26 protein-coding genes are annotated in these 26427 nt (G+C 38.1%); 17 read left to right on the forward strand and 9 right to left on the reverse strand.

Annotated features, from left to right (window positions below; genetic code table 11):
* Nucleotides 1-16: 16 nt before the first annotated feature.
* Nucleotides 17-2047 (forward strand): heavy metal translocating P-type ATPase, encoded by a 2031-nt coding sequence (locus LC454_RS15075; protein ID WP_223583314.1) that lies wholly within the window; start codon nucleotides 17-19, stop codon nucleotides 2045-2047.
* Nucleotides 2048-2598: 551 nt separating this feature from the next.
* Here LC454_RS15075 and LC454_RS15080 read toward each other — a convergent pair.
* Nucleotides 2599-2886 carry a hypothetical protein gene (locus LC454_RS15080; RefSeq protein ID WP_223583315.1) on the reverse strand — a complete coding sequence of 96 codons (288 nt, stop codon included), beginning with the start codon at nucleotides 2884-2886 and terminating at the stop codon, nucleotides 2599-2601.
* A gap of 320 nt (nucleotides 2887-3206) precedes the next feature.
* On the reverse strand, nucleotides 3207-4502 hold the full coding sequence (locus tag LC454_RS15085; RefSeq protein WP_223583316.1) for a DUF389 domain-containing protein: 1296 nt from the start codon (nucleotides 4500-4502) through the stop codon (nucleotides 3207-3209).
* Between the two features lie 108 nt (nucleotides 4503-4610).
* Between LC454_RS15085 and LC454_RS15090 the strand changes: the two genes are divergently transcribed.
* From LC454_RS15090 to LC454_RS15115, 7 genes are all read left to right on the forward strand, one after another.
* Nucleotides 4611-4943, forward strand: a complete 333-nt coding sequence (locus LC454_RS15090; RefSeq protein ID WP_223583317.1) for a helix-turn-helix domain-containing protein — start codon at nucleotides 4611-4613, stop codon at nucleotides 4941-4943.
* A 277-nt stretch (nucleotides 4944-5220) separates the two neighbouring features.
* Nucleotides 5221-5364, forward strand: coding sequence for an agmatine deiminase family protein (locus LC454_RS15095; protein WP_223583318.1), 144 nt, complete (start codon nucleotides 5221-5223; stop codon nucleotides 5362-5364).
* 277 nt (nucleotides 5365-5641) lie between these two features.
* Complete coding sequence (locus LC454_RS15100; RefSeq protein ID WP_262903084.1) at nucleotides 5642-6064, forward strand: 3,4-dihydroxy-2-butanone-4-phosphate synthase; 423 nt, start codon at nucleotides 5642-5644, stop codon at nucleotides 6062-6064.
* Entirely contained in the window at nucleotides 6052-6282 is a 231-nt protein-coding gene (locus tag LC454_RS26435) for a 3,4-dihydroxy-2-butanone-4-phosphate synthase (RefSeq protein WP_317196267.1), read from the forward strand. Before LC454_RS15100 ends, LC454_RS26435 begins: the two co-directional genes overlap by 13 nt.
* Nucleotides 6283-6322: 40 nt before the next feature.
* Nucleotides 6323-7075 carry a siderophore-interacting protein gene (locus LC454_RS15105; protein ID WP_223583319.1) on the forward strand — a complete coding sequence of 251 codons (753 nt, stop codon included), beginning with the start codon at nucleotides 6323-6325 and terminating at the stop codon, nucleotides 7073-7075.
* Between the two features lie 72 nt (nucleotides 7076-7147).
* Complete coding sequence (locus LC454_RS15110) at nucleotides 7148-7717, forward strand: Crp/Fnr family transcriptional regulator (RefSeq protein ID WP_223583320.1); 570 nt, start codon at nucleotides 7148-7150, stop codon at nucleotides 7715-7717.
* A gap of 256 nt (nucleotides 7718-7973) precedes the next feature.
* Nucleotides 7974-8849, forward strand: a complete 876-nt coding sequence (locus LC454_RS15115; protein ID WP_223583321.1) for a hypothetical protein — start codon at nucleotides 7974-7976, stop codon at nucleotides 8847-8849.
* Between the two features lie 107 nt (nucleotides 8850-8956).
* Here the strand turns inward: LC454_RS15115 and LC454_RS15120 are convergent, their stop codons facing one another.
* From LC454_RS15120 to LC454_RS15130, 3 genes are all read right to left on the reverse strand, one after another.
* The gene (locus LC454_RS15120; protein ID WP_216660733.1) at nucleotides 8957-10192 is read right to left on the reverse strand and encodes a TCR/Tet family MFS transporter; all 1236 of its coding nucleotides are present in this window, start codon (nucleotides 10190-10192) and stop codon (nucleotides 8957-8959) included.
* A 165-nt stretch (nucleotides 10193-10357) separates the two neighbouring features.
* A complete protein-coding gene (locus tag LC454_RS15125; RefSeq protein WP_223583322.1) occupies nucleotides 10358-10825 on the reverse strand; it encodes an OsmC family protein in 468 nt (155 codons plus the stop codon).
* A 45-nt stretch (nucleotides 10826-10870) separates the two neighbouring features.
* The gene (locus LC454_RS15130; RefSeq protein ID WP_223583323.1) at nucleotides 10871-11323 is read right to left on the reverse strand and encodes a DinB family protein; all 453 of its coding nucleotides are present in this window, start codon (nucleotides 11321-11323) and stop codon (nucleotides 10871-10873) included.
* A gap of 173 nt (nucleotides 11324-11496) precedes the next feature.
* On the opposite strand from LC454_RS15130, the gene LC454_RS15135 reads away from it, so the two are divergent.
* The 3 genes from LC454_RS15135 to LC454_RS15145 all read left to right on the forward strand — a co-directional run bounded on the left by LC454_RS15135 (nucleotide 11497) and on the right by LC454_RS15145 (nucleotide 14343).
* Complete coding sequence (locus LC454_RS15135; RefSeq protein ID WP_223583324.1) at nucleotides 11497-12159, forward strand: hypothetical protein; 663 nt, start codon at nucleotides 11497-11499, stop codon at nucleotides 12157-12159.
* Between the two features lie 97 nt (nucleotides 12160-12256).
* Entirely contained in the window at nucleotides 12257-13384 is a 1128-nt protein-coding gene (locus LC454_RS15140; RefSeq protein WP_223583325.1) for an AhpC/TSA family protein, read from the forward strand.
* A gap of 308 nt (nucleotides 13385-13692) precedes the next feature.
* Nucleotides 13693-14343 carry a DedA family protein gene (locus tag LC454_RS15145; RefSeq protein ID WP_223583326.1) on the forward strand — a complete coding sequence of 217 codons (651 nt, stop codon included), beginning with the start codon at nucleotides 13693-13695 and terminating at the stop codon, nucleotides 14341-14343.
* Nucleotides 14344-14429: 86 nt separating this feature from the next.
* Here the strand turns inward: LC454_RS15145 and LC454_RS15150 are convergent, their stop codons facing one another.
* Nucleotides 14430-14840 (reverse strand): DUF6157 family protein, encoded by a 411-nt coding sequence (locus tag LC454_RS15150; protein ID WP_223583327.1) that lies wholly within the window; start codon nucleotides 14838-14840, stop codon nucleotides 14430-14432.
* 975 nt (nucleotides 14841-15815) lie between these two features.
* Here LC454_RS15150 and LC454_RS15155 point away from each other — a divergent pair.
* The 6 genes from LC454_RS15155 (at nucleotide 15816) to eptA (ending at nucleotide 23816) form a co-directional block, all read left to right on the forward strand.
* Complete coding sequence (locus LC454_RS15155) at nucleotides 15816-17090, forward strand: aminotransferase class I/II-fold pyridoxal phosphate-dependent enzyme (protein WP_223583328.1); 1275 nt, start codon at nucleotides 15816-15818, stop codon at nucleotides 17088-17090.
* Nucleotides 17091-17175: 85 nt separating this feature from the next.
* Nucleotides 17176-17826, forward strand: a complete 651-nt coding sequence (locus LC454_RS15160) for a TetR/AcrR family transcriptional regulator (protein ID WP_223583329.1) — start codon at nucleotides 17176-17178, stop codon at nucleotides 17824-17826.
* 171 nt (nucleotides 17827-17997) lie between these two features.
* On the forward strand, nucleotides 17998-19182 hold the full coding sequence (locus tag LC454_RS15165; protein WP_223583330.1) for a metallophosphoesterase: 1185 nt from the start codon (nucleotides 17998-18000) through the stop codon (nucleotides 19180-19182).
* A 324-nt stretch (nucleotides 19183-19506) separates the two neighbouring features.
* The gene (locus tag LC454_RS15170; protein WP_223583331.1) at nucleotides 19507-20778 is read left to right on the forward strand and encodes a glucose-1-phosphate adenylyltransferase; all 1272 of its coding nucleotides are present in this window, start codon (nucleotides 19507-19509) and stop codon (nucleotides 20776-20778) included.
* A gap of 658 nt (nucleotides 20779-21436) precedes the next feature.
* Entirely contained in the window at nucleotides 21437-22021 is a 585-nt protein-coding gene (locus LC454_RS15175; RefSeq protein ID WP_223583332.1) for a hypothetical protein, read from the forward strand.
* Between the two features lie 268 nt (nucleotides 22022-22289).
* Nucleotides 22290-23816, forward strand: coding sequence for a phosphoethanolamine--lipid A transferase EptA (gene eptA / locus LC454_RS15180; protein ID WP_223583333.1), 1527 nt, complete (start codon nucleotides 22290-22292; stop codon nucleotides 23814-23816).
* A 51-nt stretch (nucleotides 23817-23867) separates the two neighbouring features.
* Here eptA and LC454_RS15185 read toward each other — a convergent pair whose 3' ends face one another.
* The 3 genes from LC454_RS15185 to LC454_RS15195 form a co-directional block, all read right to left on the reverse strand.
* Nucleotides 23868-24419, reverse strand: coding sequence for a dihydrofolate reductase family protein (locus LC454_RS15185; RefSeq protein WP_223583334.1), 552 nt, complete (start codon nucleotides 24417-24419; stop codon nucleotides 23868-23870).
* 136 nt (nucleotides 24420-24555) lie between these two features.
* Nucleotides 24556-25140 carry a hypothetical protein gene (locus LC454_RS15190; RefSeq protein ID WP_172394064.1) on the reverse strand — a complete coding sequence of 195 codons (585 nt, stop codon included), beginning with the start codon at nucleotides 25138-25140 and terminating at the stop codon, nucleotides 24556-24558.
* A gap of 155 nt (nucleotides 25141-25295) precedes the next feature.
* Nucleotides 25296-26189 carry a metallophosphoesterase gene (locus tag LC454_RS15195; protein WP_223583335.1) on the reverse strand — a complete coding sequence of 298 codons (894 nt, stop codon included), beginning with the start codon at nucleotides 26187-26189 and terminating at the stop codon, nucleotides 25296-25298.
* Between the last annotated feature and the right edge of the window lie 238 nt (nucleotides 26190-26427).

Raw genomic sequence — 26427 nt, forward strand, 5'->3', positions numbered from 1 at the left:
GTAATCATGATAGGGTATGGAACATAAACATATTTATGATGCACAAGGTAAACAACTTTGTTGTACACAGATTGAAAAAATATATAATCAGGCGGGCGCCCAACGTTTAATACAGAGCGCGCCTGCCCAGGATCAGGCGCATAGTCACAGTGATGATGACGGTCATGATCATTCGGTGGCGGAAGGCAGCACATTGAAACTCTTTCTGCCGGCGATAATTTCATTTGTCCTGCTGATTGTAGCCATTGCAATGGACAATTGGGTACCACAGGGATGGTTCAATGGCTGGGTCCGGATCATTTGGTATGTACTGGCTTACATTCCGGTTGGATTCCCAGTGATTAAAGATGCATTGAAGAGTATTGGAAAAGGAGAGATTTTCTCTGAATTCTTGCTGATGAGTATCGCCACCATTGGTGCTTTTGCAATCAAAGAATACCCAGAGGGTGTTGCTGTAATGCTTTTTTATGCGATAGGGGAAGTGTTTCAGACATTGGCTGTCAGCCGTGCCAAGAGCAATATTAAGGCGCTCCTGGATCAGCGCCCGGATGAGGTAACCATTGTTGAGGCAAATAGTAGCCGGGTGATTAAAGCTGAGGCTACAGCAATAGGTGATGTCATCCAACTGAAGCCCGGGGAGAAGTTGGGCTTGGATGGTGAACTTATCTCCGATACCGCTTCCTTCAACACGGCGGCGTTGACGGGAGAAAGTAAACCTGACACAAAGACCAAAGGTGAAGTTGTGTTGGCAGGAATGATCAACATGAATACCGTGAGTCTGGTAAAGGTTACAACAGCATACCAAGACAGTAAATTGAGCAAAATCCTTGAGCTTGTACAGAATGCAACCTCGCAGAAGGCGCCTACGGAACTTTTCATCCGGAAATTTGCGAAAATCTATACGCCGATTGTGGTGCTTTTGGCGATAGCGATCTGTCTGCTGCCTTACTTTTTTGTCGGGCAATACGTATTTAGCGATTGGCTTTACCGATCGCTTGTATTTCTGGTGATTTCCTGCCCATGTGCCTTGGTGATCTCGATTCCGTTGGGCTATTTTGGAGGTATCGGTGCGGCGAGTAGAAACGGTATCCTGTTCAAGGGAAGTAACTTTCTGGATGCGATGGCAGCGATACAGAATGTTGTCATGGATAAAACCGGTACGATGACTGAAGGAGTTTTCAAAGTACAGGAAGTTCGTTTAGAACTAGATTTTGATGAAGCGACAATCCTCAGATTGGTCAATAAAATCGAAAGTCATAGCAGTCATCCTGTAGCGACAGCAATCAGGGAATATGCGGGTGAGGTCGATGAATCTGTAAATTTGACTGATGTCGAAGAAATATCGGGACATGGATTGAAAGGTAGTGTGGACGGCAAGGTGTTTTTAGTTGGTAACTTTAAGCTTTTGGATAAGTTTAACATAAGTTATTCCATAGATCCTAATACGATCGTTTACACCACAATAGCCATTGCATTGGATAGTCGCTTCGTTGGATTTATTACCATTGCAGATAGTATCAAAGAAGATTCCGCACAGACAATACAACTTTTGCATAAGTTAGGAGTGAAAGCGACCATGCTTAGTGGCGATAAGAGTACGGTCGTCGCTTATGTAGCGAAGGAATTGGGTATTGATAAAGCCTATGGAGATCTACTTCCGGAAGATAAGGTTAATAAAGTCAAGGAAATAAAGGCTATGGGTGAAAGTGTGGCTTTCGTTGGTGATGGCGTCAATGATGCCCCCGTAGTAGCCTTGAGTGACGTTGGTATAGCCATGGGGGGACTGGGCAGTGATGCAACCATCGAAACCGCAGATGTAGTCATACAAGACGACAAACCATCTAAGATACCAATGGCAATTAATATTGGTAAACAGACCAAAAAAGTGGTTTACCAAAATATAGGATTGGCATTTGTGGTCAAAGGGGTGGTTTTGATCCTTGGCGCCGGAGGATTGGCGACGATGTGGGAAGCGGTGTTTGCGGATGTGGGTGTTTCTCTTATCGCGATACTGAACGCAATTCGGATCCAGAAGATGAAGTTCTAAATCAATTTTCATTTATGATGTGCTTACCCTTCAAGTTGAAATATTGGAAGGGTAGGCATAATAGGTTTGGAATAAACACTATAAGATTATTTTAATAAACTTTTTATACACGAATTTCTTTTAAAAGAGCTAATGGTCGGCTGTGATTCGGGTATCTTATAGGATTTGGTCGAGCCTGCGTATAACTTTCGTCTTACCTGCTTCGTACTGCGTCCGCTATGCATCCGACATGAGTCCATGGTGAGTCCGAGTTAAACACGGTATAACAGTGGTATGAAGATGTACTCATTATGGTCTTATGCCGACTGAGGGGCGAAGAAGGGCATATTCTGTCTCAAATCAGGTCCGAACTTATATCGAATAAAGGATAAGACACGGACATTGTTCCGGAAAGCTACAAGTATAGTATGTTAATCAATTAAAATGTATAATATATAAATATAATTGTATAAATATTAAATACGTTAAAATTGAAGTATTTAAACTTATCTATACATAAATATAGATTTTATCTTTTTTTAAAAGACTGTTGAATTGGAAAGGGCTGACGTCTATTTTGCCACAAGTTTTTCATAGAGCGGCCAGAGCTCCACGAGGTCATCATCTGATTGTGCTTCTGGATAGTGTTCATCATGGAGATTGCGGATTTCGACGCCCTGTCCCTGATCATTTACCACAACGGCGGCCCGAAGTTCGTCGGTTCCATCATAATAAATGCCGACACCGACGAGCTCGCCATTGAGGATAATTTCACTGACAATGTACTTTCTTCCTGTCCTACCTTTGTGGGCACTATGACCACTAGAAATTGTGTTTCCTTTGTTATAGTGTCTTTCCATAAACATAGAACACTGGAAATATCAATTTGTTGTGTTTTCTAAATATTTTCTGCCTTCCGCTCGAATTGCGGTATCTATATTGAATCTTGGTTATCTGGCCACAGTACCTGATGACGAAAATAATCTGGGCACGACCACGCTGGAAATAAATGGCGACCTTATTCTATTATCAGATGTCATTCAAGCATCAGTGCCAATTATATCTCAATAATTAGCACTGTCACATCTAGCTGGCGACGGATTGTCTGAGACGACCTTTCAGCTGTAACCCGTGCTGTTTCGATCAACTGTCCATACTTGGAAATCGAATAGTGTATAGACTATTTGAACTTCCTGTCTATGACTTCCAGGCTATCTTTTGGAAAACGGTTTTTTAACCAAAGCCGTAATTTTAATTGCTGTACCTCAGCTAAAGGATTTTTTGACGAATAAATAAAGGCAACTACATTCGCTAAACTATCTTTTCTTGCGTAATACTGCTGTTGTCCTATGCTATAGGATTGTAGTTCTGGAAAAAGTACTGCTAGATCTTTATCTAATTGTGGGCTTGCTACTTGATATTTCGCAAGTTCATTGTTGAGTGCCCGTATGGTTAAATCTTTATCATTTACAGCTGCACTTCGCTTGTCGATTTCACTAAGGATCGTTGTTTTTAGATCGAGGCTGTCCTGTCGAATGATCAGATCAGTCTGCGCAATACCAAATGATTCCATGGATTTTTTCAAAGTCGCGATTTCTTGGTCACTAAATTTCTTCGCTAAAAAGGCTAATTCTAAACGTTTCGGTTTAGTGAGCAATTTTTCGTAGACGACTGTGTAACCTTTATCACTAAATTGTTGTTGTACAAATTGTTTAACCTTATTTGTGTATTTCTTCTCTTGTAGCAGATTATAGGCGAAGTATAAGCTTGGTATTACCAAGGCAAGAATAATCAGTGTGATGCTCTGACTTATTCTTTTCTCTCTTTTTGGATCAACATAATGTTTCTTGGGATATCTAAGGTATTTTACGATTGTAAATGTCGCTATACATATAAATACACAATTGATGATGTAAAGAAATAAGGCACCTGCAAAATAACTTAGATTTCCGATGGCCAGTCCATAGCCTGCGGTACAAAGTGGAGGCATCAGAGCCGTCGCAATGGCCACACCTGGTATTGGATTTCCTTTGTCGACCCTGGTTATGGCGATAACCCCCACCAATCCCCCAAAAAGTGCAATAAGTACATCATAGATATTGGGTGAGGTACGAGCTAGCAATTCGGATTGCGCCTCTTTAAATGGGCTCAGGAGAAAATAGCAGTATGATACAAACAAACTGATCAATGTTGCGATCAATAAATTCTTGATCGATTTTTTTAAGAGTTGAAAATCAAATGTACCCAGTGCAAAACCAGCACCTACGATCGGTCCCATCAATGGGGAAATAAGCATAGCACCAATGATTACTGCTGTTGAATTCACATTGAGACCGACAGAGGCAATAACAATCGCACAGGCTAAAATCCATGCATTGGCACCGCGGAATGAAATGTTGTTGATCACATTATCAAGAACGGCTTCTTTTCGTTCCTCTCCAGGATGTAAATCGAAAAATTGGAGTATCTTATTCATAACAGATTGTTTTTCTCTATGCGAATATACATAAGAGAACTGATTGTTCTTAAATGAAAGAAGTTTACTGACTTAGAAAAACCGAATAGGTAGCATTACCATTACAGGATGAGTTTAGCAAGAATTCAACAGATCATGAGGTACATCGAAAAACATTACAATGAAAACCTTTTTATTGAAAAATTGGAGCAGCTGTCAAATTATTCCTACCGAAATACACAACGCATATTTAAAGGGATTTTCAATGAATTGATTGAGGCCTTTCAAAAACGGTTAAAACTTGAAAACGCGTATAAGAAACTGATTTATACAAATGAATCCATTAGCAGTATAGCTTATGCGGTTGGCTTTGATAGCCTTCAATCTTTTTCCAAATTCTTCAAAAAACAATTTGCACATTCGCCCAGTGATGCACGGGATGAAAAGGCGAGTATTTTTTAGGAAATTATTGCTGGATTAGCGGTAGAGCATCAATCTACCCATCATGATATTGTCTTTTTGAGGGCACAACAGGTTTTTAGTATTGGAATACATACGGACCAATACCGAAATAGAGAAATTGATGAGTTATGGGCGGATATTGATACCTTGGTTGCCGCAGATTTTACGGCGTTATCATGGATCAGCCTTTGATCACTGATCAGTTGAAATGCGGATACGAAGCCTGTGTCAATAAAGATCCTGCAAATCCGTTGTTTTTTCCGCGATATGTTATGAAGTGACGATACCTCCGATTTATCTTGTTGCCAATAAGACTATCCAAAGCCTCTATCCGGGAAGAGCCGTCATCGGTATCGATGTTGGAAATCTATATACCAATGGCGGAATGATTCACTATGTTACCAAGCAACAACCTCAATAATTTACTTCGAGGATCTAAATTGGAGAATCGCTACAGTAAAATTAAATATCATTTTTTGACTTAAGTCAATGTTTAGGGAAAAGCAGCTGCTGATCTTTGTCCTCAGACTATGAAACCACAGAACAAGTAATGTCCTTTTTAGCGCTTTACTTGTTCAATGCACTTTATCAGGGTGTAAGCCTTGATAAAGTGTTTTTATAACATGATGGGGCCGCGGTTGTACATAATGCCATCCTGTGATATAGGATGCCATATAACATATTGATTAAATTAAAAAATGATGGAGAATCTATTGGAAGTATTTGGAAGTAATGCACATGAAAGAGTTGAACGTGCGCTGACAGAACTCCGTAAGGGAAGGGGTATTTTACTCATTGACAATGAGGATAGGGAGAACGAGGGTGATCTTATTTTTTCTGCTGAAAAAATGAACCATGGGGATATGGTGCAGATGATCCGCTATTGCAGTGGTGTAATCTGTCTATGTCTGACGCATGAAAAAGCAGATGAACTGGAATTACCTTATATGGTCAATGACAATTCAAGTCCGTTTCAAACGCCATTTACGGTTTCTATTGATGCAAGATCGGGTGCTACAACTGGGCTTTCGGCTGCGGATAGGCTTGCGACTATAAAAGCGCGTCTGCGATTGGTGCCAACCCAGAAGACCTGGTACGCCCGGGGCATATTTTTCCGTTAAGAGCCCATGCCGATGGCGTACTGGGTAGAAACGGACATACTGAGGGTAGTATTGACCTGATGCGTTTGGCGGGCTTACAGCCGTTGTCGGTATTATGTGAGCTTATGAATGAGGATGGTAGCATGTCACGTTTGCCGCAAATTGTGGCGTTCGCATTAAAGGAGGGGCTTACTGTCCTGTCAATAGCAGATATTATCGCTTACCGCCAATCAAATTAAGTAGAAAATTGATCACTCATGATCACAAATTATATTGTTTATGAACGAGAAAGATTCAAAAAAAATACGTTCGGTATTTACTGTGAAAGACAAAAAACACCTAACTCCCCATCTTATTCGGGTAGTTTTCGAGATTAATGAAGAACAACTTGTCTGGCTTTCGGGGGTTCGATCCGGTTCCAATAATAAACTGTTTATTTCGACATCGAATGACGAAAATCCACAAGTAAGAACCTATACAAATCGTCAAATAGATCTTGTCGCAAAGGAACTTTCTATTGATTTTGTCCACCACGGAGATAATGGCCTGGCATCAGCATGGGCGATAAATGCTGCAGTTGGGGACCGTCTGGAAATCGGTATGAAAGAAAGTATGAGAACCTTGGTTCCGGATGCAGCACATTATTTAATTGCTGGTGATGCGACTGCTTTACCTGTCATTGCGGCTATTTTGGAACAGCTACCGTTAGGAGTGAAAGTCAAGGCCTTTATAGAAGTTGCGACAAAAGAAGATGAACTTGTGCTTTCTACGATTGCCGATGTAGATCTAGAATGGATCCACAACCTACATCCCGAACAGGGAAGTGTACTCGCAGAGCGCGTAAAAGCATTTGAATTTGATGACAATGGTCTGGCCAGATATATCTATCTAGCGGCAGAATATGATATAATTAAAACGTTGCGCCATTATTTTCGTGTCGAAAAGCGCTGGAATCCAAAAGAAATGTATGCCTGTTCGTATTGGAAAATCGGTACCAAAGAAGGGGGGCATTCGGATGAAATAAAACCCTAAAGCTTGATCATTACGATAGATTTGTCTTTGCAATTTTGCTAACTTTGTTCTTTAGTGACTTAGAAAAGATGCATGAATGATCTATTGATATCATATATAACAAGTAAGATAACTGTAACAGATGAAGAACTTGGTACTATACTCGGTTTTTTCAAGCCTATCAAATTAAAGAAAAATGAACTATTGCTGGCGAATGGAGAGATTAGTCAGCGTTCATTTTTTGTTGTCAAAGGTTGTCTACGGATCTTTTTTATCAATGAAAATGGACAGGAAGCGATACGTTATTTTGCTTTTGAGAACCAATTTGCGACTGCCCTCGTCAGCTTTATTACCTCGGAAGAATCCGAGGAGTTTATACAGGCCGTTGAAGAATCTGAGATCTATGGGATCAGTCATAAAGATTTCTACCATTTATTGGATGTTGTTCCACAATGGGAAAAATTTTATCGGATTTACCTGGAAATAGCCTATGTTACCAATACCAGACGCTTAATGTCTTTCCTTATGCAGGATGCGCTAGAAAAATATCGACAATTGTTGACGGAAAATCCGATGATCGTACGTAGAATGTCGAATAGAATGGTCGCATCTTATTTAAATATTTCGCAGGAGACACTCAGTCGCTTGAAATCAAAATTATAGTTTTTTGTGCTGCCTCCATTTTTAACAAAGAGGATTGAATGTTCTCGGATGCTTTTATCAGGTTTTCTTTACCTGATACGGTATATTATGTCCATTATTGGACAGTCAAACGTTCATTAATGGACATCTAAAAGAAGGTGCTATTTTTAAGGTGTTGTCATTCAGTAGGTAATAATATTGGCAGATTAGTTGAATTTGTTTTATAATAACTTGGTTCGATAAAGATTTCGATTATCATGCCATTCAATAACAAAACATGAACATTAAAACAATACTATCCGCGATATTGATCGCCTATTGTGCACAATCGCAAGCACAGAAAATCAATTTTAAATGGGAAAAGGATTCTATTGGTGACAGACTGATCGACAAAATTGCGATGAGCGTACCGGTCATTATAGAAAATAAGACTTATGCTTTTCAGTTTGACCTGGGTGCTAATGCGACACTAATTTATGATCAATGCTTCTCCGAGGCCGCATTTATTAAATCGAAAAAGGTAGATCCTACTTCCGATGCGGGAGGGCATACTATTTTTACCATTGATGACCAAAGTTTTAATATTGGTGACTATCCGATAAAGAATCATAAGCTCTATGGTCTATTGAATCATGATCAGGGGGAATCCTGTGGGACAGTTGGCGCAGATGTCTTTCAGGAGAAATGCCTAATTATTGATTTCCCAAAGCAAAGTATTACTGTTGTTAACGAAGTGGATAAGAGTATTGAACGGAAGACGGTATTCGTACCAATGAACATCGTCAATAATAAAGCAATAATCCCTTTGAAGATCGATGGTAAAACGTATAACTTTTTATATGACAGTGGTTCAAGTATATTCCCGATCGTAAGTTACAGACAGAATTTCGATCGTTTAATCACAAATGCAAAAGCTAAAGATGAACTGAATATTCGAAATTTTAATAACCCCCTTATTGTAAAATCTGTTGAGACAAATACGGCAGTCCAGATCGGAGATAACACATTTGGTGTGAAGGAATTTTGGTATACCGAGGATGATTTCTTCTCCTTTAAACAAGATAATATTGACGGGATTGTCGGCAATGTCTTCTTTATGGATAAAACGATTGTTATTGATTTTAAAAACAAAAGATTTGGAATTAGAAAGTAGACTGCTATGTTTTAATTCGTCAATGTATCAGATTGATATTTGATAAAAGCAAGGCCAGCCCATAAAAAGATGGCCTGGCCTTCGTTGGATAGTATCGCTATCGAAATTTAATTTTCAAGCTGTTCTTTACTCTTTCGTTTAAAAGCTGAATATACAATAATGACGCTGATAGTCATTAGAATAAACGCGAGAAAAAAGGGCGCTCCAGAGAATTTGAATGGGGCATTATCATGTGTAAAAAAGTAAAACAGATTTGTCATCATTGGAGGACCTATAATCGATGTTGCACTCATTAAACTGGTCAATGCTCCCTGAAGTTCTCCCTGTTCATTTGATGGCACATTTTTGGTAATGACAGATTGCAGTGCAGGACCACATATTCCTCCTAGGCAATAAGGGATAAGAAAGACAAACATCATCCAACCCTGATTGGCAAATGCAAATAATAATAGTCCTATTGCATAAAAAATCAGTCCATAATAAATGCTTTTTTGCTCACCGAGTTTTGGTGTGGTCCAACGTATCAAGACACCTTGTACAAGGCCAATCAATAGGCCGATGACCCCAAGTGAGATACCAACCATTCTTTCGGTCCAATCAAATTTGTACATGGTAAAGAAATTCCAGTTACTCTGTACGGCATGGCCCGCAATATAGATCAGGATCAATGCTACGATCAAGCCAGAAATTTCGGGGTGTTTTCCCAGAAAGCGAAAGGATCCAATGGGGTTAGCGCGTTTCCAGTCGAAAGCCCGTCGCTTATCTTTGTCCAAGCTTTCGGGCAGAATAAAATACCCATACAGAAAATTCAATAGACATAAGCCTGCCGCAGCGTAAAAAGGGACCCGTGCACCATAATGTCCAAGCAATCCCCCAATTACGGGGCCAATAATAAAGCCCAATCCGAAGGCAGCACCAATTAATCCGAAGTTTTTGGCCCTATCCTCATCGGTAGAAATATCCGCGATATAAGCACTGGCAGTTGTGAAACTTGCTCCGGTCAATCCAGCAATAACCCGTCCTAAGAATAGCCAACCTATCGAAGGGGCGAGGGCGAGAAAAATGTAGTCTACTGCAAAACCGAACAAAGAAATCAAAATAATTGGTCTTCGTCCATATTTGTCACTCAGATTGCCTACTACAGGTGAGAATATAAACTGTGTGAAAGCATAAGCGAAACCCAGCCAGCCACCGTACTTTGCAGCTTCACTGATGTCGCTGTGGATCAGTTCTTCAATCAACTTGGGAACCACTGGAATGATAATACCCCATCCTGTGATATCAATAAGTAAAGTGATAAATATAAAGCCTATGGCTGCCTTTTTCTTGGAGTTGTCAATCATGGCCTAAAAATAGAAAATTCCTGAAAAAATTCACCTAAATTTAAAAGGTTAATCTGTGGTAAACTATTGGACTAATTGAGAAAGTTGGTCGATAATGTCATTATGCATGTTGTAAGGTTCAAATCTACTGGAAAAAATAAGTTGTCTTCCACCGGTTTGCAGCGCTTAAATAGTGCGGCAAATAGCATGATGTCGTACGGGGAAGTTACAGGAATTGGCGATAAAGCAAAGTTGATTTGCTTCGTGATGTAGTGATGCCGCCAATGCTATTTTATCAGGATCTGAAATAACGACTTCTGGAAACAGATCAACCTGCACAAATCTGCCACTTGCATCAGGGCTGGTTTCTAATACCGCCTCCGCATTGTCCGTGTACGAAATCACTTCAATGTTATTTTTGGAACATACATATAGATAAGACATCATATGGCAGGAAACAAGGCTACTAAGTAAGAGATCTTCGGGGTTATATAATCTTGGGTCACCCTTGAAAGCCTTTGCCGCTGAGACCTGTAAATCTGCCTTTCCCTGGAAGGAAATCCGATGGCTCTTGTTATATACCTTTGGTAGGGATGTAGACTGTTCCTGGTAAAACCATGTCAAACCAGCCTTAAAGTAATGTTTGAAACTCATTCTATGAAATAGCGCTTTTATTAATTTCTACTTATGATACCAACATTATATTCGAACAAACGAAATATAATCCGTGTTGATCGGATCAATTCCATTTCTTCTCATTTCTGAGGCTATTTGCGCTCTGTGATAAGTACCATGATTAAATACATGTAAGAGGATGTCTCCAAATGAATTTTGGAACTGTTCATTCTTCGTATTGGTATAGGATATGATTGCTGGGAGCTCAGCCGCATCAGCGTAGACCTTTTCCTTAAATCCCGAAGAAGCCAGTTGATGGTATTGTTCACATGTTAATAGACTATGTTCATCCCAAACACCTACGGGAGGTTTTTCGCCATTCAGTCGATATAACCATATCAGCTGTGCATTCATTATATGACTGAATAATCGTAAACACACGGAAGGCATTTTTTCGGCTTCCAGTTTCATTTTGTCGATGAGCAAGTTATTCGCCCAATCGTTATATAACCATAATTGTACTAGTGGAGTTGACATCTCGAATGACTTAGTTGTGATATTAAATATACGTAAGTTAAGTATGTAAAGGTAGGTTGAAGCATTAATTTTTTTGCTGTCCGGTAGTGCTTCATTGGCTAATTCCGTGGGTTGTTTAAGGGACGAATGATAAGCTGAAATGATTATCTTTGCGGATAATTGAAAGACACTGAATGGATAGTAAAAAGGTTTATAGGGTCATTGGTTACAATGTATTGTATATTGTAACCAATCTTTTGTTGTATTATCCGTTCGATATGAAATCGACAGGATTAAGCTTTTGTGCAATTGGCTTAACCCTGATCAATTTATATTATTTTCTGGAATGGAAGAAAGATACCAAAAAAGGGGAGTTTGTACAAAAGTACAAAGCTGTTCATCAGCGCTCCTTGAGTAAAGCCACAATAAATTACAAAGAGACATATACTGTAAGTTCAAGTATATTAGCGACGATGATTTTTGGATCAATTATTTGCTTTTCAGGAATTGGTATGATTTACGAGAAATCAATCTTCGGTGTTTTCGTCTTATTTATTGGTGGAAAATTTCTACTGATTCCATTTACAGAGAAAACAACCATTAAGTTGGCTCCTAACGGGATATACATGAGTGATTATCAGTTTGTCTTTATCAATGATATTCAGGAAATTAATTTTAAACGCCACCTTGGAAAGAGTAAATGCGAAATGTTTTTGAAGATAAAAGATCCGACATTGTATGGTTTGAAAGATTCGCATATAGCTGTTCCAATTGGGGGTGATATGAAACAGGTTGAGCAATTGATTGCTGTCGTGAAAAAGCTATTTTCCAATACACGCATATCTCAGGATATTTAAATATTCGTTTGATCGAAATAAATTTATTATTTTTAGTAATTGTTTGATTAATAGATTTAAGGGAAGCTTTATGAGAACTTCTTTACGGTGTTTATCGATGTTTTTGCTATTTCCTATTTTGACCTTTGCTCAGACACATTACTTCATTACAGGCAAGGTAGATCAGCTGAAAGATGGCAGTAAGCTTTTTCTGGTTTATAATAGCGATGGTGTTTCGTTTGTAGATTCCACAGAAACCAAAGGGGGACACTTTAGCTTTAGGGGGCAGCTCGCGTATCCGGTTTATTCTGCGCTTTATCTCCATAAAAATCCCTACGTGAACAAGCTACAGCCCGGTGAAAAACTGGATTACTTACGCTTTTATTTGGAAGCTGCTCAGATCGAGATGAATGCGAAGGATTCACTAAAAAATATTGTTTTGAATGGCTCCAAACTCAATACGGAAAATGCGGAGCTCCTAGAGATGAAAAAAACTGTTGACAATAAATTCGACGCATTAAATAAAGAATTTGCCAAACTTCCACCAGAACAACAGAAAGATTCTGTCATATTTGCCCAGTTTCTCGCACGGGAAAAGAATCTTATGGATGAAAACTACAGTGCCTATCTGGATTTTGCTAAGAACCATCCCGATTCATACCTCAGTGTAATTGGTTTAAGTTTTGTTGCAGGGCAGGAGAAATTTTATGCATCGGCCAAGTCAGCGTTTGATGGTCTTGCGATTAGGTTAAAAGAAAGTCCGTTGGGTAAGGTAATTCCGTTGCAGTTGGAAGCCCAGTCCAAAACCAAAGTCGGGCAACAGGCGCCAGACCTAACGCTCAAAAACCCGGCGGGGAAAACCATCAAAATTTCGGATTTTTCGGGAAAGTATTTACTCATAGATTTTTGGGCGAGCTGGTGTGGCCCTTGTCGTGCGGAAAATCCCAACCTGGTAAAAGCTTATCAAAAATATCATGATAAAGGATTTGAGATACTGGGAATCTCTCTGGACGATGCGGCGCGGAAAGATGCCTGGATTGAGGCAATAAAAGGAGATAGCCTATTATGGGCTCAGGTTTCGGATCTAGGGGGCTGGGACAGTTATGCAGCAAAAATTTATGGAATTAATGCTATTCCTGCCAGTTTTCTGCTTGATCCAGATGGTAAAATAATCGCCCGTAATCTAAGGGCTGAGGAATTACAAAATATGCTGAAGAGGGTCTTCGCAGACCTACCGACTCATTAAGATCGCTATCTTCCTCTCCAAAATATCCCTGTGAGTTGGGCTTTTACAAAACATGACATTTTGTTCCAAAAATAAGTATGAAAAATTGCCTACAATTGCAAGCGATTTTCTATCTTGCGCCTTTAATTAGAGATCACATGGCTATAAGATATTCGGGCTGTAAGCAGGTTTAACTGATTGCTGGATGCTTTAAAAATTTATTTTTTCACTTGTATCTTATTTTGATACAAGTGATAGAATTAACGCGTCAGGTCATCGGTGGAAGAGCGGCCGACTATTTTTGTTTTTGATATTATTCGACTTATTTGATGGATGTTTTTTTTGAATTTCTAAATAACCTCACAAATCCAGACTGGATTGTTTCCCATGGAGGTTTGTATCTTCTGTTGTTTATTATTTTTGCTGAGACAGGTATACTCATTGGCTTTTTCCTTCCTGGAGATCCTATTCTTTTTATTGCAGGAATGATTGTTTCCAATATGAGCATTTCGCCTTCAGAACAGGTACCTACCTTACTATATTGGATCGTGCTTGTATCGTTGGCTGCAATTCTGGGTAACTTTGTTGGATATTGGTGTGGGAAGGTCTTTGGGAAAAGAATCATGAGCATGGAGGACAGCTGGTTTTTCAAAAAGAGCTATATCTTTAAAGCACAGGAGTTTTACGAAAAAAGGGGTGGAGGTGCTATTGTGCTTGCAAGGTTTCTTCCTATTGTTCGGACTTTTGCACCAATTGTCGCTGGTATTGTTGGGATGGAGTTCAGAAAATTTGTGTTGTACAATGTGATTGGTGCGGTTGTCTGGTCAGGGAGCTTGGTTACCCTTGGTTATTTGTTAGGTGAGAATGTATGGGTGAAGGAGAATCTGGAGCTTGTTATTATCGTTATCGTTTTGATAGCAACGGCACCAGTCATTATAAAAGCATTTACTTCGAAAGACAAAGCAAAGATTGCCCAATAAGATATTGATCATCTTCTTAAACCAATAGGAAGACTATATGATGCGACAACAATTAAGATAATCGTCCACTTTGTCGGGGTGAACCGCTATTTGTTTGATTTCATCGCCTTCACTTTCTTTATGGTCGCATCATTTATAAAATTAAGATACTCTTTAGTTTCCATTCCATAGCCTGCTAGTTTGCCTTCGTGATTACTATGGATTCCAAACCCATAGGTTTTTGTAAGTGGAGATGCACGTAGGCAAGCTTGCCCTTTTGAAAAGAATATATTCTTCGCCTCTTGATAGTCTGCTTCATTAAGTGCATTGCGATCTGCATAAATCTGAAAAAGAAGTTCATCGGAAGTGTATCTATATGGAAACTCTGTGATCAGCTCATATTGCATTTCCGCTATTGTCTTTCTATTTCTTATAGGAGGTACTGTTCCTTTGGATACTTGTGTATCTTCAGCTACTTCAATAAATGTGTCTATGTAGTTGGTAGAATGAAATTTCATGTGTTATTTTTTAGGTGTACTGTCATAATAATTCAAGAAATAATATGGGAGCAAAATAGGTATTCCTATGGAGTAGTCAAAAGTTTTTAAGGAAATTATTATCTGTATTATTACTAATTTCATCTGTGTTTTAAACATTTTTTTTTACGAAAAAGAAATGTTTTGCAGTATTTTTCTTAGATTTACAGAATTATTACGCAGCACCCTACAGTATACCTATCATAAATGGCTACAAATCAACAGATTAGTGGCCATTTTTCTTTCAATACACTATACGGCATTAATGATTAATCCATTTGCTAATTCATATGAAAATATAGCATAAAGTAACAATTGGTTATTTTAGCCTTTTTCACTATTCAAATTTATAACAATAATTTATAATATTCCTTGTTTTGAGAAAATTTATTGTTCGAATATAGGTTGGCTATGTTATTTTCTTATAGGAATGAAAAAATATAGTAACTATAGTTACAAAGTTCAAACATGTATATTCGTTTTGTATAAAACTTGTCTCACAAGGACTGTGCAAGTATTTTTATATTTTTTTTTAATTTTGACATACAAGGGAAATTTTATTTTTCTATATTTGTATATCGTTAGAACATTTTCTACTTATTCAGCTTGAATGCGCGATCTGAGTAAGCTTTTATAGGGGAGTATTTCTATATAAAAATGTAAATATGATATGTATACTGTAGGTAGGTGTATAATTTAACAGTGGTAGCTGTAGGGGCTACCACTGTTGTTTAAAATAGCTTTTCTTACAATATGATCTAAGTTTTATTTCTTTATTGAGAACTTCAGCCCGCCCTAGGCTGTTTGTGTTAAAATTCGACTTTCATAGACCGGCGTGTTCCGGTATGTCCTAAATATATCATCAAAAATTTCCAGCAAATGGCTCTCTGAGCAGATGGGTGATCTGTTTTTTACTTTATATTTATGGTATTATTATGAATACCTAAAAAAATATCTATGGAAATTAACGAACACATTGATTTTGCAACAGCAAGTTTCAAAGAATTTGAGAATATTGCTGGTTTTGATATGATGGATACTGCAAAGTATTTCAATTCCTATATCAATTATATGAAAGAAAATCAGCATCTTAACTTTAGATTTATAACACAAGGCTGTGGGCCGACCGCTATAGTAAGTTCACCATTTTTAGAGAAACCAACAGAGTGCATAAGTCTTGTGTCAAACGATTACCTTAATTTTTCCCAACATCCGAAAGTGAAAGCTGCGGCAATAGCTGGGATAGAAAAATATGGCACAGGGGCTGGAGCATCGCCGTTAATAGGAGGTCATCATGAATACCATGTCGCATTGGAAGAGAAGATTTGTGAATTTTTCAATCGTCCGGACGGTTCGAGTATCGTTTTTACAACTGGATATACCGCAAATAGTTCTACTTTATTGAGCTTGTTGAAACAGGAGGACTGTGCTATTGTTGATATGGAAGTACATGCAAGTGTTTATGAGGGCTTATTGAATACAAATGTCAAGCGATTTCCACATAATAGTATGATTCATCTTGAACGTGCGTTGGCTGACGCGGAGAATAAGTTCAGAACTAAGTTGGTGATCGTCGACGGTGTATATTCCCAAAATGGTGATTTAGCCACGATGGATGAAATTTATATATTGACCAGGAAGTATGGTGCCTATTTAATGGTGGATGATGCGCATGGAATAGGTGTAATGGGGGATAAAGGTAGGGGAACCATTGAAGCCTATAATCTTTTGGATAAAGTAGACATTATTGCTGGTACTTTGAGTAAAGCGTTTGGTCATATAGGGGGGTTTATAGTTTCAACGCCAGAAATCATTAATTACCTTCGTTATCAATCCAGGCAGCAGGTATTTTCCTCTACATCGACCCCCGCAAGTTTCGGTTTATTGAAAGCCATTGATTTAATAGACGAAGAGCCTTATTGGCGAACAAGACTCAGTGACAATGTGGCTTATTTTAAAGAAGGACTGTTGTCTCTTGGTGTTGATATTGGTAGGTCGGCATCTCCAATTATTCCAATAAAGATCGGTGATCCAATTAGAACAGCTCAGGTGTCGCGCATGTTATTACAAAACGGTGTTTATGCAAATTGTATTGTCTATCCTGGTGTGGCAAAGAAAGATGCCCGTATCCGCACAAGTCTGATGGCTACTCATACAAAGGAACATTTGGACAAGGTATTAAATACACTGGAAGATATCAGTAAGGTTGTAAGCCTAAAAAAATCAAGATAAATTAATCTTATAATCTTTAATTATTTATTATATTGATAGGAATGCTTAATTTTAGGGATTCAGATCAATACCATATCAATAACATATGCGTAAAACTTATAAAGGAGAAAAGAATGATAAAGAACGTACCATGAACAAACTTATTTTGTCTGTTGGTCAGGTTCTTAGAGATAAGGGGTATACGGGCTTAACAATTGCTAATATTTCTAAAATTGCAGGTGTTGACAGGAAGCTCATTTCACTTTACTTCGGCTCCGTTGACAATTTGGTTGAAACATACATCAGAAGTAAAGACTATTGGGTGGCTGCTACGCTGGGTGCTGTTGAATATTTTGGTACTGCCCCAACCGAGGGCTCAAAGGGCTTTCTCGAATCATTGTTAATAAACCAAATGGATAGCTTTCTAGAGAATACCGAAATGCAAAAAGCTGTTCTTTGGCAGATCAGTGAAAAATCTGAGATTATGTCCCAGATTACAAGAGAACGGGAAAAGATGAGTGCTTTGTTTTTCGCTTTTGCCGATAAGGAAATGGAAGGTAAAAATGTCGATTTGCGGGCTATTAGTAGTATTCTGACTGCTGGGATCTATTATCTGGTATTACATTCTATAAATACAGAAAGTACTTTTTGTGAGATTGAGCTTAACGCTGATGGTTTAGACCGAATTCGCAATGCGGTTAAAACAATTCTCTCTTGGGCTTATGGAGAGAACGAAAAAAATCCGACCGAAGCTTGATAAGGGGACAGTATTGCGCTATGCCACTCTGTCAATTATGACAAAGAAATTCAACTGATTATGACAGACATTGTCATACAGATATCAATATTCTATTTAAAGAACCGTTCATTTCGTCATCAGCATTTTTTGGCATATCATTCGCCTGTTTAGATTTAAACGATTTGAAACATGGCGAAGAGGTTATTGCTCATACTAATGCTGTTTGTAATTGGTGATGCTTATTTCTTTCAGGCATTCACTACCGTTATTCATACTCCATTTTTACACAAAATTTATTGGTATCTAGATGTATTGCTGCTTATCGGGGTGTTTACCCTGATTTTTCTTCGGCAACAGGGCAAAGATATTCAGCGACTGGCAGGAGATCTGGTTACTTCTTTTTTGATCGTATTTATTCCAAAATTGCCAGCCTTTCCAATCCTATTGGCGGAGGACTTGGTACGACTATTACAGGGATTTCCTCCAAGAAGTACTTATCTAAGCGAATTTGTGATTGTACTGGCTTTACTGTTTGTTTTAATTATTATTTATGGCCTCACAAGAGGGCGACATTTATATCGGGTAAGGGAGGAAGTTTTAAGTTTTCCGGATCTGCCAGATGCATTTGATGGATTTAAAATCACACAGATTTCGGATATTCATTCTGGAAGCTTATCGGATGTTAATGGAGTCCGAAAAGGCATCGCACTAGCGAATGCTCAGGATAGTGATCTTCTCCTGTTTACAGGGGACCTCGTCAATAATAGAGCCGCTGAAATGGAATCCTGGATTTCAGATTTCACTTCGCTAAAAGCTCCGTTTGGTAAATATTCTGTACTCGGAAATCATGATTATGGAGATTATACACAATGGGATAGTGCTGAATTGAAAGCATCTAATTTTATTAGGTTGAAAGAAATTCATGGAGAGATGGGATTTCAGCTGTTGATGAATGAATCTATTGCAATTCGAAAAGGGGATGCTAGCATTGCATTGATCGGTGTTGAAAACTGGGGAAAGGGAGGTTTTCATCAATATGGAGACTTAAGTAAAGCAACATCCGGTCTGTCTGCGGACTCTTTTAACATATTGATGTCACATGATCCTTCTCATTGGGATCATGTGACTTTAGATCACGAAAAGCATGTGCATCTGACATTGGCCGGGCATACACATGGGATGCAATTTGGTATAGAGTTGTTAGGATTTAAATGGAGCCCGATACAATATTTCTATGAACAATGGGCTGGATTATATCAAAAACAAGGCAAATACTTGTATGTCAACCGTGGCTTTGGCTATCATGGACTCAAGGGTAGGATAGGTGTATGGCCAGAGATTACGGTTATCACGCTAAAAAAATCTATTTCATAGTGTTTGGGTGGTGTCAGGATGATACCGTTTGGATGTCAGGCTTATTTTGCTTATCTATTTTTAAGTATATGAATGGATCAGATTGGGTAATGTTTTTTTGTTTCGAAGATTAATTTTATTATATTTAGGTAGCGTAGCTTAGCCTAAAAAAGGCGGTAAGCAGGGCTATTAGTAATAACCAATTGCATCAAATTAAACAAAAGAAGAATATCCGGTACTTGACATACGATAGGGGTAAATATGAACAAGCGGATTGTCATATAGATCCAGGGATGGATGCGTTCGATTTAATTAGATTTACAAACCAATTATTTAATTTGAGGTATGGCACACAAAGTAGTTTCCCTTATTTTGGGAGGGGGTAGAGGGTCTCGACTTTATCCATTGACACAACAGCGTTCTAAGCCAGCTGTTCCTATTGCTGGGAAATATCGATTGGTCGATATTCCTATTTCGAATTGTTTAAATTCTGGATATAATAAGATATTCGTTTTAACACAGTTCAATTCAGCTTCTTTGAATACACACATCAAAAATGCGTATAATTTCAGCATTTTTAGTAAAGGTTTCGTTGATATTCTGGCTGCTGAACAAACGAACGAGGGAGATCGGTGGTTTCAGGGCACCGCTGATGCCGTGAGACGTACACACAAACACCTATTAAATGTTGACTACGATTACGTATTGGTCTTGTCAGGAGACCAACTCTATCAAATGGATTATTCCGCTTTGGTCGACTTTCATGTGCAGAATGGCGGACATATCACAATTGCGACCATTCCTGTCAATGTAAGTGATGCAACCGGGTTTGGTATTCTCAAAGCGAATGAAGCAAATGTAATTACAGCTTTCACCGAAAAACCCAATAAAGAAGAGGTGTTGAATTGGTCTTCAGAAGTGTCCAGTGAGATGGCGAAATGCAGACGGAATTATCTGGCATCGATGGGGATTTATATTTTTTCAAAAGGTGTTTTGCTCAATTTACTGCTTGCCAATCCAGGTATGGACTTTGGGAAGGAAATATTACCGGATGCGATCAACAAGTACAAAGTACTGAGCTACCAGTTCGATGGCTATTGGACAGATATTGGAACGATAAAATCATTTTTCGATGCCAATATTGGATTGACTGCAGATGTTCCTGATTTTAATTTGTTTGATGAAACTGTATTTACGCGAGCGCGTATGTTACCTCCGTCTAAGGTTTCGGGAACAACACTTAATAACACAGTTATTGCTGATGGCTGTATCCTCAATGCAGATAAGCTCGAACGCTCTGTGATTGGCATACGATCCCGTATTGGTGAGGGGACAGTAATTAAATCGACTTATATGATGGGCTCAGATCATTATGAACAACTTGAGGAAGTCATCGAATTGGGGAATACCCAAAAACCTCCACCTGTTGGTGTTGGAGAGCGTTGTTATATCGAAAATGCTATTTTAGATAAGAACTGTAGGATTGGCAACGACGTCAGAATAAAAGGAGGACCACATCTGGAAGATGGGGATTTTCAGACGCATGCAATCTGTGACGGCATCGTTGTTGTAAAGAAAAATGCAGTTATCTCGAATGGAGTAAGCATAGGCTGTTAGCTATTTTCAGACATAAAGCAGTAAAGGACTAGGGGTTCTGGATGCACCTGGTCTTTTATTGAATTGTTTGCCTGATCCGAATTTGCACCAACATTTACACAATTCTAGCGCAAGTTGTCATCAATACGACCACACATAGTATCAATAAAACGATGACAGTTGTAGTATAGGGTGTTCTTCTCATGATTTTTTTATTTATTACTTATAAATTTAATTTGGCAAAAGTCATGCCCATTATAATAACCTCAATCCTAGTCGTTGAAACTGTAGTTTGAAATCTACAACCGATTGGTTTTATTGATATTGTGCAAAATATCTAAATTCTATTTAGGAAAGTCGGGAGCTTTCAAAAAACACGCATTTTACTCCCTTTTATTTCTTAATAATCAATGTAATTGTAAAATCCACTCTAAGATCACTGCGGAAAATGCTGTTATCGAAGTCGCTCGTGACGATAATCATAAAATTTCAGTTATCCGATAGCATAAGATGGTCCGAATTAAAAAAAGAATTCTCTCGGACAAGATTTAAGATTCATAAGTTATTTATAATAATTGGATTGTGTAAAATGCGGATCAAATAATTGCCAAAGATTTTGGTCTAGATGGGGATTGGTGCGTTTTTTGTGTAGCCTGACATTTAAAATATTTATATCAATATGAAATCTTTTTATTTAGGGGTGGCAACGTTAGGTGTCGGATTAGCGCTTATGATGCGTTACAATATTGTTTCTGGCCATCAACAAGCTGTTCATTCTTTTGAAAACGTGCAGATTAATTCGGATTCGACAAAAGTGGAGAATTTGGTGAAAGAATTAAAGAAACTTAAACCTATCCGTACGACTGATTTTGAAGCAAAGTTTAAAAAAGAGATCAATGGATTTAAACTGACGGAAGTTCAGGCATTTGAAGACCCGGAAACTGGCTCCTTTGCCTCGGCCAACTATGCAAAGGATGGGGGGAATATTTATCTCATGATAACAGATGGTGCGGGACCTGGATCAGAGCAGGTGAAAGCTAATCTATTGAATTATTTAGAACTGAAAGAAATTTATACACCGGAAGACAAGTCAGCAGTTAAAAATTATAAGGGATGGTTAGTCTCATTTGACTGGAGTATGTTCGAAAGCGATGGCTTGACGAGTATACAATACTTAGAGGGCAATCGTTATGCTGTTGTCGCTTCAGCAAACCAGGTTCCGATAGAAGAATTGGAAAACTTTTTGAACATTTTTAGCTTATAAATTTAAAATAAGCCACGCTTTAGCTTATTCTGTGTTCTAAAGATTAGGCTAAAGCTTTTAAGGCGCATTTTCGGGAATCAGTCATACGCGGGGTGGGGTGGTTTTTTATGAATCTGGTATCGATTAATATTAAGAAATTTTATCCGTTTTTTATTTTATTATTTCTTATTTTCGGCACGATATTAATCATCGGAATAGTTGACGGAAATTTGATGTTTTTCTTGCTTTTTCGTTGGCGAACATAGTTATTTCACTTTATAAAACAACAATGTTTAAGCTAAAAAATAACCTAAAGATAACTCAATTCGTGTTATTGATGAGTGTTCTTAATTTTATATTTTTCCATCTCCCTTTTTTTTCCTTTGTTTTTAATAATATCGATTATAAAAGTCTGAATGGCATTGTTCTGATCCTAAGCTTAGTGATCCTAATGCTGGTTTTGAATGCTTTTGTACTCTATTTAATATTTTTTCTGTCACGTCTAGTTGGCAAAGTCTTGCTGATCTTCTTTTTCATTGGCAGTTCTATCGCGGTTTACTTTATCAATACCTATAGTGTCATCATAGATGAAACGATGGTGGGGAATATCCTCAATACCAATTACGGGGAGTCGAGTAGTTTTTTCTCAATTAAACTGATTTTATATGTCGTTTTATTGGGTATCCTGCCCAGTATCTATATTGCGAAAGTGAAAATAGAGAATGTGAAATTAAAGCGTTTTCTTATTACTTCTGCGCTCAGCCTATTGTTTATTATCATTCTGATTTTTGCGAACGCGAGTAATTGGTTATGGATCGATAAAAATTCAAAGATATTGGGAGGGTTAGCGATGCCTTGGTCTTATACGGTAAACTTCAGTCGTTTTTATATTCATCAGCAGCAGGAAAGTAAAAAGGAAATCTTGCTTCCAGATGCCAAAATAATGGATAACAAAAAGTCTGTTGTTGTTTTGGTAATAGGTGAATCTGCTAGAAGTCAGAATTTTTCGTTGTACGGTTATAAGAAAAATACAAATCCCTTACTATCCAAGATCCCGAATTTACATCATTTTGAAGCGACCTCCTGTTCCACTTATACAACCGCTGGTGTGAAATGTATTTTGGAACATAAAAATAGCGGAGATTTATATGAGATATTACCAAATTATCTATTCAGGAATGATGTAGATGTTGTCTGGAGAACTTCCAACTGGGGAGAACCTCCGGTTCACATCAAGGATTACAAAAAAGCAGAACAATTAACATCGAATTGTCAAGGCGAGGACTGTAGCTATGATGAGGTTCTTCTGGCAGGATTAAAGGAGCAGATATTAGCGAGTAAAAAGGATAAGATATTTATTGTGTTACACACAAGTACAAGTCATGGTCCGACTTATAGCAAAAAATATCCTGCTCAATTTGAAATGTTTAAGCCAGTTTGTAATAGTGTAGAGTTGGGTAAATGTTCTAAAGAGGAACTCGTCAACGCTTATGACAATACCATTGTGTATACCGATTATATTTTAAACCGCTTGATAGAAGATTTAAAAGAGTTGAAGGAATACCAAAGTGCTATGCTTTTTGTATCTGATCATGGTGAATCTTTAGGTGAAAACAATTTATATATGCATGGATTACCAATGAGTATCGCACCTAAGGAGCAATATGATATTCCTTTTATCGTTTGGGTTTCTGATCCAGCAAAAGAGCTAAAACCCAATGAAATATTGACCCAGAACCATGTATTTCACAGTGTTCTGAACTTCTTAAATATACAGAGCCCTGTTTATGACGAAAGTATGGACATCTTTAAATAGTATACAGACCAATGGAGGGAGTCGTTTACAACAAGATGAGTATACGATTGTTTATTGGTGAGCAGGTTTGTAATATAGAATTGTAGCACCGCCAGCAAAGGTTTTTGTCTTTAGGTATGTCAGCTGTATTTTTCTGTTTATGTTATTGAACAAAGGCAAACCATTTCCAGCGATAACGGGATGAATACAAATTTGATACTCGTCTATAAGGTCGCTTTTTGTTAATGCGACAATTAGACTAGGACTACCTATCAAAATATCTTTGCCCGGTAACTGTTTAAGTGCCAGAAGTTCGTCAACGATAGTTCGGTTTGCCAGTCTTGCACTATCCCAATCCAGATTTTTTAGGGTTCTTGAAAAGACGACTTTTGGTATCGCATTCATGACATGTGCAAATTCGTCTGAGGATTTATTACCACTGGAGGTTTTCAGGAAGGCCCGCCAATATTCCATGAGCTGGTAGGTTATTCTACCATATAATATTGTACCAGACTCACGTAATAAGTCTGTATAATGTTGATGAATTTCATCATCTGGAAGCATTAAGGTATGATCACAAAAGCCGTCTAGGCTCATATTAATCGCTGCAATTACTTTTCTCATAGCGCGCATAATATTTCAATGCATTGAATTTACGAAAAAGTAAGGGACTGTTGACTTTTGAGAGAAAATAATAGGAGCTAATAAACTCATTACTGAAGATTGAGACAGACAGACTCTTTATGAGAAATTGAGAGCCCTATTCGTCTATAATAGTTAAGTTACTGATTACTTCGAAATTTGATACATGGTAATCATCTCCAAAAAATAATCCATTGATATAATGTTGGATTGGGTAAAAAAGGTCTATTGGAATGCCTGTATAGAAGGTTTTGAAATCGTTTGGAATAGAGTAAGCATGATTATACCTTCCCTTGCCAAGACTGATACCGCCTATTTTTTTTAGGTAGCCAGTTATTTTGTGTTTAGTGGAATTGGAAAACTCTTCACTTGTCTCCAGGAAATAATCCTGAATATAAAAATTTCTTATATTTTTCAATTTGATCGGGGAGCTTTTATCCAGCTTTATTCTCCGGGAATAGGATATATCAGTTAAAATGCACGTCGCTTTCTGCACTGTTGAGACATCAATAAAATAATCTCCATCGACCAATAGATGCTTACTATCTTTATAGATGCCTAGAATCATCTCGTTGATTTCTCTATCGGAATAATCCATTATATTTGAAGATCTCCCAAACTTTTCGAATTGCAGTCCGCTATCTTTGACATTTTTCCTGATTTTGTTTAGCTCATATTGCTGAAAAGTTCTTATTTTTTCCATATCCGTTGCGCATTATATTTAGCACTTTAAAGATAATTTTAAAACTTTGCTTTCAATATCTTTACAGGCATCTAATTGCAATTTGAATCAAATCTAATTTAACAGTACGCTAACGCTTAGCTAACAAATCATCCAATATTGGCGTGATTCTGCTATTAAAAATCAAATTTTCTAGAGGTCATACGACCCTGACCTTTCAGGTCTATTCGGTGGAGGTATAGTTCCAAAACCCCATAGGCATTTTCATTGCTGGTTTCGATCATCCCTTCAAGTGTAATCATGGGAATCCCTTTATAGTTGCCGAAGTTACCGGGATGATGATGTCCTGAGATAACTGCTTTCACACGAGGGTATTTTTCAATTACGGCCAGTATATCCCTGTTGTTGAGTGTTTCAAGTCCGTTTTCTGGAAATAAGGGATGATGGGTAAAGATGATGACATTCTTAGCATCTTTTTCTGCTTTTTTTAGCTGTTTTTCCATCCATGCAAGTTGTTGTGTGCTGATGCCACCATTCCATGGTTGTGTATTTTGCCGTTGCTCGAGTTTCAGCTGATTATTTAATGCTTGCCAAGCAGAGTGCTCCGCTGATGTTGCGGATGTTGCGTATTCGCTAAGTTCATTGGTGTTGAGGAGAATAAATAACCAATGCCCTTTTTCTACGGTATAGTAGGGGGCGGGCATGCGATAAGCCTTGTAGAGTGTGGCGCCGTCTTTCACATCAACATAATCATGGTTGCCAAGTAAATTGTAAACTGGTGCCTTGAGTTTGTCCAGATGCCGTAAAGCCGGAGTCAAATCTTTTGTCCCTACATCGACTAAATCTCCTACAATAACCGTAAAATCCACACCAGTTGCATTTATTGCTGTCGTTGCTGAATCTAATTTCGAAAGGGAATTGCGGTAAAATCGACTCCCTTTGGTGTCCTGATCAGCGTATTGCGGGTCTGCAATTAAACCTATTTTCAATGGAGCATTCTTTTGTTGGCCCATGCTCTTACCATGTAAGAGGACACATAAAATGGAGAAGACTAAAATTTTAATTTTCATTCTGGATTATTTTAGATTTTGAATGCCATCGGGCATCTATTGGTTATATTCCTATTAAGTTGTTAAACTTTTCGAAATAGATGCCATTAGGCTTCTGTATCGAAAAAGAGCCGACCAGACTACTGATTTTAAATTTGGTTCCAATTGCTTAATCGTTGGTTCTTACAAACATACGTGATTTTTTGACTTTTAAAAGCGGAAATTAATAGCAATCGCTTACATACTTGCATAAAATTCA

It is taken from the genome of Sphingobacterium sp. GVS05A (assembly GCF_019969845.1).
Taxonomy (GTDB): domain Bacteria; phylum Bacteroidota; class Bacteroidia; order Sphingobacteriales; family Sphingobacteriaceae; genus Sphingobacterium.